This window comes from Paenibacillus rhizoryzae (assembly GCF_059686995.1).
Genome location: NZ_JCAALT010000014.1, coordinates 77010 through 84262, shown reverse-complemented (window position 1 = coordinate 84262; position 7253 = coordinate 77010). Strand labels below are relative to the sequence as shown.

Below are 7253 nucleotides of genomic sequence, written 5' to 3'. Positions count from 1 at the left end.
GAAATTCGCCGAATCAGCTCGCAAGTAGATCTCTAGGTGAGATTCATGAGTGAAATTCGCCGATTCGGCTCACAAGTAGATCTCTAGGTGAGCTTCATGAGTGAAATTCGCCGATTCGGCTCACAAGTAGATCTCTAGGTGAGCTTCATGAGTGAAATTCGCTGATGGGGGCTCGCAAGTAGACCTCAGCTAGGTTCGCGCATGCAACCGCCGGCGGTATTCACCGGGGGTCTGGCCGGTGTGTTTGCGGAACATGCGGTTGAAGAAGCTGACGTCGTTGAAGCCGACGTCGAGGGCAATGTTGAGCACCTTGTTGTCGGTGGTCTCAAGCAGATTCACGGCATGCCGGATTTGGACGGCGTGCTTATACTCGAGCAGGCTGAGGCCGGTCGTTTCCTTAAACTTGGCGGTGAACGAAGAGACGCTCATGCCGCATAATTGGCTTAATTGCTGCAAGGTGAGCGGCTGGTAATAATGCAGCTCCACGAAGTTGACGATGGACTCCATCCATTCCTTGTCACTGACGGCAGCGGGCTGCAGCGTATTGCGGTTCTCGTGGTGGAACCGGCTAAGCCAGACGAGACATTCAATCCATCGCGTCTTAATAATGAGCTGATAGCCTTCCCGCTGCTGACGGAATTCATCGTATATGATCTGCAAATGGGATTGGATTTGAAGCTTCTGACTGGGCTGAAGGGAGTGATAGGGCACGAAGGATTGCGTTTTGCGCAGAAAGGGGACCAGATAGAAGAAGTTGACGAAAGACGGCATCTGCTGCAGCACTTCCATCTCGCGCTGAAGAAAGGATGCCTCGAAGAGAACATTGTACACAATTGTCTCCTTCTCCGGTGAGCAGGTATAGCTATGATAGACGTTGGGCTCCAGCACGAAAACATCACCGGCAACAAGCTGGTACGTATGGCCGGACATTTCATGAAGCGCGCTCCCTTCCACGACGAAGACAAGCTCCACAAAGTCATGCGTATGCGAAGGGATATGCTCGCCCTTCTGGATGGTGTAGCGATCAATATGGAAGGGGAAATCTTCCTGATGGAAGTAATTCTCACCTCGGAATACGGTCATGGGTTCCTCCTGGTGGGGGACTGGTTTTTAGGTTCTTACGGCTTAAGAATTGGAAATGAGTACCGCGCGAAACCTTCGGCATTATAGCGATAGCGTTCGCAGATGATATAGTCTCGTGGCTGCGGATCTGGCTGCAAATCATTCTCAACAATAAAGGCGTCGACAACTTCTCCGGCGCCGTCAAAATCACCGTCTTGGCTGGCTGCTACGACACAGCTTTGAGCGGGGACGGTCACACGCGCATACCATTCCGGTATTCCATCAAATGTAGAAACTTCAACGGATAATAGATAAGCATGCGTATTCGGAACATGCTGCCCAGCAACCTGCGGCCACATGCCATATTGTACGGAAGCGTCAATAATCTGAGGCATATGTGCGGCAAGTCCAAGCAAGCTTTCTTTGGCGTGACGGTACTTGCTCCCCATGTCTTGGAGGCCAATGCAAGGGATGCCGATCAATTTCATTTCCGCATGATCAACAATCTGAGCCCTCTTCTCCGGCAATACCGAAATGTTCAGCTGTCTCACCTAATCACCTCTAAGGAAGATTCATACATTTCCATATTAAGGGAACGTCAGTTCCTAGTCAATGAACAAAAAGAAAGGGACAGCACAGCAAATGCTGCCCTGTCCCCACGCCTCTATATAAACACTTCCAATATAAGATCAATTGCGCGATCCGAATCAACGTGAATGCAAACGTCAACCGGGGAGCCGACAGCCGGCTTTCTGCGCAGGTCAGCAACGGTCATACCCAGGGTTAGCTCACCTTTGCATTCCACCGAGAGATGCATTTGCTGCGTCTGCACAATGCCGGGCTCCAGTGCAACTAGCACCGCAAGAGGGTCATGCATAGGCGCACATTGCTGCAAAGCATCCGACTGGCGGTAGAAATTGAAGTAGTAGGACATGGACCGATTCAGGAAGCTGACAATCTCGCGATTCTCCGGCTTGCAGGTTTGCTCCAGCAGATCCAGATGAGATTGACGAAGCCGCGTTTGATAGGTGACGTCCAAACCAACCATCGTGATCTTCAAGCCGGATTGGAAGACGAAGTCGGCTGCTTCCGGATCGCCCCAAATGTTCGCTTCGGAGGTCGGCGTCACATTGCCGGCAACGTGAACGGCTCCGCCCATCACGTAGAGATGCTTGATTTTGGACGGGAGCTCAGGGTCTTTCTTCAGCGCATGCGCGATATTAGTGAGTCTGCCGAGCGCAACGATTACGAGCTCGTTCTGCAGTTCATCTGCCGTGCGAACGATGAAATCGGCTGCGGGTTCCGAAACAGGACGCTGCATAGATGCGGGAATTTCTACGTCTCCGATTCCGTTAACGCCATGCACATGCGTAGGGAAAACTTCTACTTTACGAGTAAGGGGCTGTGAAGCGCCTTGACTGACGGGAATTTTGTTTTCTTGACCGGCTAGCTTCAGGATTCGCAGCGTATTCTCGGTTGCCTGATCAACGGGAATATTGCCAAAGGTCGTGGTAATCCCTACGATATCCGCTTTACCTGATTTGATGCCATACAGGATGGCTAGTGCGTCATCGATCCCTGTATCCGCATCGATGATCATTTTCTGTTGGTTCATTTTTGCTACTCCTTATCCAGTTGTTAAATCATGCTACAATCCAGTATAACCTTACGGGCACGCCAGCACCAATATTAGGGTGAAAAGTATTGAACATTTTCGCGATGAAATTTAAACTTAGTAGTATTCATTCCTTACGATGTAAGGGCAAAGGAGTAGACCTAAGATGTCGATTGATCGCACAGAAGTAAAACCTGAAATTGCGGCCTACCTCGAGAGGATCGGCTACCAAGGTCCGCTTGACGGCAGTGCAGCAGCGCTCGCCGGTCTGCAAGAATGTCATCTGCACGCGGTGCCTTATGAGAATTTGGACATTATAAACGGCATCCCTCTGTCCCTGCAAATCGACCCCCTCATGGACAAAATCGTTCACCGCCGCCGCGGTGGTTACTGCTTCGAGCTTAATGCGCTGTTCGGCTGGCTGCTAAGGGAGCTGGGGTACCCGGTTACGGATCTCGTTGCCCGTTTCTGGCGTGATGTCGATTCGCTGCCGCCGAAAAGGCGCCATCATGTGCTGAAGGTAGAAGCTGAAGGGCAAACCTATTTAGTCGATGTTGGCGTTGGAGGCATCGTACCTCGCCGGCCGATTGAACTGGTTGAGAAATTGGAACAGACGCAAGGTGAAGAAGTCTATCGAATGGAGCGAGACAGCGAGTTTGGATGGTTTCTGTGTGAACTGAAGCGAGGGGAATGGAGCCGTATTTATTCCTTTACCGAAGAGCCGCAGCTTGCGGGCGATTATGAGTTTGCGACGTTCTGGTGTGAGAATGCACCGAATTCTGTTTTCAGAAAAGCTCCGATCCTGGCCATCCGGACAAAGGAAGGACGCAATACGGTATCCGGAGAGGAATTCCGTATTTTCGCTGGCGAGGGCGCACCTGTCATCCTGCAAACAGGAACGAAACAAGAGTTTGATGAAGCGCTGGAGAAGTATTTTGGCATCAAGCTTTGATTTAATAGGGGAATAGAAAAAAGCTCTACTCGCAGTCGATCGCTTGCGGTAGAGCTTTCTTGTCGTTAGGCTTTCACTTTCCTCATCGCTAACAGCATACGGAAGCAGAGCAATGCGAATATCGAAATACCGCCATAAAGCATGAAAGCAAGTCCATAATGATGGACGTAATATTTGACATGCAGCCAGCGATCGCCCAGCAGGAAGCCGATATAAATAAAGAGAACGCTCCAAGACAGCGCGCCGGTGTATGCATAAAGCATAAATGTACTGAATTTCAGCCTCGACATCCCCGCCATATAAGCGGTTATGTGGCGAAGTCCCGGAACGAAGAAGCCCAGGATGAGCAGCAGGTTGCCGTATTTATTCATCCACCCTTGCGCACGTTCAATCTTAGCAGCGGAGATGTGAATTTTCGGACCATATTTAAGCAGGAAAGGAAGCCCGAATCGGATGCCGATCAGGAAGCTCAAGGTTATACCTAATGCAGAACCGAGAAAGGCACAGAACACGACAAGCAGCGGATGCAGTGTTCCGTTGCCGGCAAGGTAGCCGGAGTAGGTGAGCAGTACTTCGTCCGGGACGGGCACACCGACAATGCCAAGGGCAAGCGCGAACGTTAATCCGATATATCCATAGCGGAAAATGAGCAGTTCTAATAGATATTCCAAGCGGTGCAGCCTACTTTCTTATGCGGGTTCAAGTCGGATTCGACTTCCTTGAGGACGCTTTTGTTATATGAAAATGAAGTTGTTTTATATTTCTTCCCTTCTCATTATGGACTATACTAGGGTCGAATCCAATTTATTAAAAAGGTGGCCATCACATTGACACGTAAATTGCGTTGGGGCGTTATCGGCTGTGCCGGAATCGCCGTACATTCCGTTATTCCGGGCACGAAACAATCCGAAACCGGAGAAGTGACAGCGATTGCAAGCCGTGACTTGGCAAAGGCGGAAGAAACCGCAGCGAAGCTCGGAATCGCCAAAGCTTATGGAAGCTATGAAGAAATTTTGAATGATGCGGATATCGATGCTATCTATATTCCACTACCGAATCATTTGCATATGGAATGGTCCATCCGTGCGATGGAAGCAGGCAAGCATGTCCTTTGCGAGAAACCAATCGCACTGAATGCTGAAGAGGCTGCGCGCATGGCGGATGCTGCTGCTAAGCACGGCGTTCACCTGGCAGAAGCGTTCATGTACCGTCTGCACCCTCGTTATGAGGATATTCAAGCGATTATCGCTTCGGGCGAAATCGGCGAGCTTCGCGGTATTCATGGGACGTTCACATTCAATAATGCAGGCGATTCCAAGAACGTGCGTTACCGTAGAGATTGGGGCGGCGGTTCCATCTACGATGTAGGCTGCTATCCGATTAGTGCAGCAAGATTGCTGCTCGGTGCTGAGCCTGAGGCGGCAACCGTCCATGCGTTAATTTCCCCTGAGCACGACAATGTCGATATGATGGCATCGGGTATTCTGGAATTCCCGAACAGCGTAGCGCTGACATTCGATTGCGGCATGTGGGCGGCTTTCCGCAACACGCTTGAAATCATCGGAACAGACGGCCGAATTGAAGTACCTGAAGCGTTTATCGGCAATCCTACTTTCTTTGTACATTCGAAAGACGGCAAGCGTGAAGTAACGCAGCCGGCATTGAATCAATATGCGCTGCAAGCGGATGAGTTCGCCCGTGTAGTATGGGGCGAGAAAGAAGCTTCCTTCACACCTGCGGATGCAGTGGCCAATATGAAAGTTATTGATGCTTGTTTGAAATCAGCTTACTCACGTACTCGGGTTAGCATCTAACTAGGAGGTCAATGAAACGATGAAACAAATTACACTACCCGGCGTTAAGCAGGGCATCTCTCAGCTTATCATGGGATCGGACTATTTTGCACCAGAAGTATATGAATTGGTGTCTGAGAATTTGGATGCGTTTACGGCAATCGGCGGTAACACCATCGATACGGCCTTTATTTACTACGGCGGCAAGAGCGAGCAAGCAATCGGCATGTGGATGGAGGAGCGCAAAAACCGCGATTCTATCAATGTATGGACGAAAGGCGGCCATCCGAACCACGAGGGTCCGACCGTAAATAAGAAAGCCATCTACGACCAGCTGATGGTCAGCTTGGAGCGCCTGCGCACGGATTATATTGACTTGTACGCTCTTCATCGTGACGATGTTAACGTCCCGGTTGGCGAAATCGTTGAGATTCTCAATGAGCATATCGAAGCAGGCCGTATTCGTTCATTCGGCGGCTCGAACTGGACGACAGCACGTCTGCAAGAAGCGAATGAGTATGCGGCTAAACATGGTCTGCGCGGCTTTGAATTCAGCAGCCCTAACCTAAGTCTTGCGAAAGCACAAGAGCCGTATTGGGCGGATTGTATCAGCGTGGATGAGGAGATTCTGGGCTGGCATGAGCGTACGGAGCTGCCGCTGCTCTCTTGGTCGGCACAAGCACGAGGCTTCTTCACAGGCCGCTTTACGGCTGAAGATCGTACAGATGCAGATTTGGTGCGGGTATTCTACAATGACGACAATTGGGAACGTTACCGCCGTGCAGAGCAGCTGGGCAAAGAGAAAGGCTTCTCTACGATCCAGATCGCGCTTGCCTACGTGCTGAACCAATCGTTCCAATCGGCAGCGATTATCGGAGCGCGGAATGAAGCGGAAATGAAATCTTGTTTGGAAGCGACAACGATTACTCTGACGCTGGAGGAAATCAAATGGTTGGATCTGCGGACACGCTAATCGAGCTATGGCCGGAAGGTGCACCGCTTGCTGCAGGAACGACCGACGAGGATCGTCCGGCTCTCACGCCTTATTTGGCCCAAGGCAGCGAGAGTGTTGTGATTGTCTGCCCGGGCGGCGGCTATGGGATGCGTGCCGATCATGAAGGAGAACCGATCGCGCTTTGGCTTAATAGTCTTGGCATATCGGCATTCGTGCTTCGTTATCGGGTAGCACCCTATCAGTACCCGAGTGCGCTGTATGATGCGCAGCGGGCGATTCGATATGTTCGGCTTCATGCCGAAGAGCTTGGCGTGAACATGCGCAAGATCGGTATTCTCGGTTTCTCCGCGGGCGGACACTTAGTCTCTACAGCAGGCACTCATTATGATGCAGGGAATCCGGAGGCGGCTGATCCGATTGAACGCATGTCCTGCCGTCCGGATCTCACAATACTGTGCTACCCGGTTATTACGTTGAAGTCTCCGTATACACACGAGGGCTCCCGGATCAATTTACTCGGCACGAATCCGTCCGAGGAGATGATCGAGCTGCTGAGCAATGAGCTGCAGGTTACACCGGATACGCCGCCGACCTTCCTCTGGCATACGTCCGATGACGGGGCAGTTCCGGTCGAGAACAGCCTGCAGTTCGCCTTGGCGCTGCGCCGTGCAGGAGTACCGTTTGACCTTCATGTATATGAGCAAGGCGCACATGGCTTGGGACTGGCGGAATCAGATCCGCATGTGGCCAACTGGACAACGGTATGCGGACTTTGGCTGAAGCGCAACGGATTTTAGCAAATGGTATGGCAGTAGGCCTCTCTTGTGAGCTGTACGGTCCACGCGGATGTGGACGGTCCTTGCAGGGGAGGATTTT

Annotated in this window: 8 protein-coding genes; 4 read left to right on the top strand and 4 right to left on the bottom strand. The window is 51.3% G+C overall.

Annotation, left to right across the window (positions count from 1 at the left end; genetic code table 11):
* Positions 1-189: 189 nt before the first annotated feature.
* From AC6ESO_RS28265 to AC6ESO_RS28255, 3 genes are all read right to left on the bottom strand, one after another.
* Complete coding sequence (locus AC6ESO_RS28265; RefSeq protein WP_497094310.1) at positions 190-1083, bottom strand: helix-turn-helix domain-containing protein; 894 nt, start codon at positions 1081-1083, stop codon at positions 190-192.
* Between the two features lie 35 nt (positions 1084-1118).
* Positions 1119-1613: an AraC family transcriptional regulator gene (locus tag AC6ESO_RS28260; RefSeq protein WP_497094309.1), complete on the bottom strand. Its 495-nt coding sequence runs from the start codon at positions 1611-1613 to the stop codon at positions 1119-1121.
* Between the two features lie 113 nt (positions 1614-1726).
* Positions 1727-2677 carry a nucleoside hydrolase gene (locus AC6ESO_RS28255; RefSeq protein WP_497094308.1) on the bottom strand — a complete coding sequence of 317 codons (951 nt, stop codon included), beginning with the start codon at positions 2675-2677 and terminating at the stop codon, positions 1727-1729.
* Between the two features lie 166 nt (positions 2678-2843).
* Between AC6ESO_RS28255 and AC6ESO_RS28250 the strand changes: the two genes are divergently transcribed.
* Positions 2844-3629 carry an arylamine N-acetyltransferase family protein gene (locus AC6ESO_RS28250; protein WP_497094307.1) on the top strand — a complete coding sequence of 262 codons (786 nt, stop codon included), beginning with the start codon at positions 2844-2846 and terminating at the stop codon, positions 3627-3629.
* Between the two features lie 65 nt (positions 3630-3694).
* On the opposite strand, the gene AC6ESO_RS28245 is transcribed toward AC6ESO_RS28250, so the two are convergent.
* The gene (locus AC6ESO_RS28245) at positions 3695-4300 is read right to left on the bottom strand and encodes a DedA family protein (RefSeq protein ID WP_497094306.1); all 606 of its coding nucleotides are present in this window, start codon (positions 4298-4300) and stop codon (positions 3695-3697) included.
* Between the two features lie 156 nt (positions 4301-4456).
* Here AC6ESO_RS28245 and AC6ESO_RS28240 point away from each other — a divergent pair, with 156 nt between their 5' ends.
* Genes AC6ESO_RS28240 through AC6ESO_RS28230 form a run of 3 tightly spaced genes read left to right on the top strand, consistent with a single transcriptional unit; the run spans position 4457 to position 7174 of the window.
* Complete coding sequence (locus AC6ESO_RS28240) at positions 4457-5443, top strand: Gfo/Idh/MocA family protein (RefSeq protein WP_497094305.1); 987 nt, start codon at positions 4457-4459, stop codon at positions 5441-5443.
* A 19-nt stretch (positions 5444-5462) separates the two neighbouring features.
* Positions 5463-6395 carry an aldo/keto reductase gene (locus tag AC6ESO_RS28235; protein WP_497094304.1) on the top strand — a complete coding sequence of 311 codons (933 nt, stop codon included), beginning with the start codon at positions 5463-5465 and terminating at the stop codon, positions 6393-6395.
* Positions 6371-7174, top strand: coding sequence for an alpha/beta hydrolase (locus AC6ESO_RS28230; protein ID WP_497094303.1), 804 nt, complete (start codon positions 6371-6373; stop codon positions 7172-7174). The genes AC6ESO_RS28235 and AC6ESO_RS28230 overlap by 25 nt, the downstream gene beginning before the upstream one ends.
* The last annotated feature ends 79 nt before the right edge of the window (positions 7175-7253 follow it).

Bases quoted from the DNA above. Each gene is read 5' to 3' on its own strand.
- AC6ESO_RS28255 (WP_497094308.1), bottom strand. From the start codon at position 2,677: ATGAACCAACAGAAAATGATCATCGATGCGGATACAGGGATCGATGAC.
- AC6ESO_RS28230 (WP_497094303.1), top strand. From the start codon at position 6,371: ATGGTTGGATCTGCGGACACGCTAATCGAGCTATGGCCGGAAGGTGCA.
- AC6ESO_RS28235 (WP_497094304.1), top strand. From the start codon at position 5,463: ATGAAACAAATTACACTACCCGGCGTTAAGCAGGGCATCTCTCAGCTT.
- AC6ESO_RS28265 (WP_497094310.1), bottom strand. From the start codon at position 1,083: ATGACCGTATTCCGAGGTGAGAATTACTTCCATCAGGAAGATTTCCCC.
- AC6ESO_RS28250 (WP_497094307.1), top strand. From the start codon at position 2,844: ATGTCGATTGATCGCACAGAAGTAAAACCTGAAATTGCGGCCTACCTC.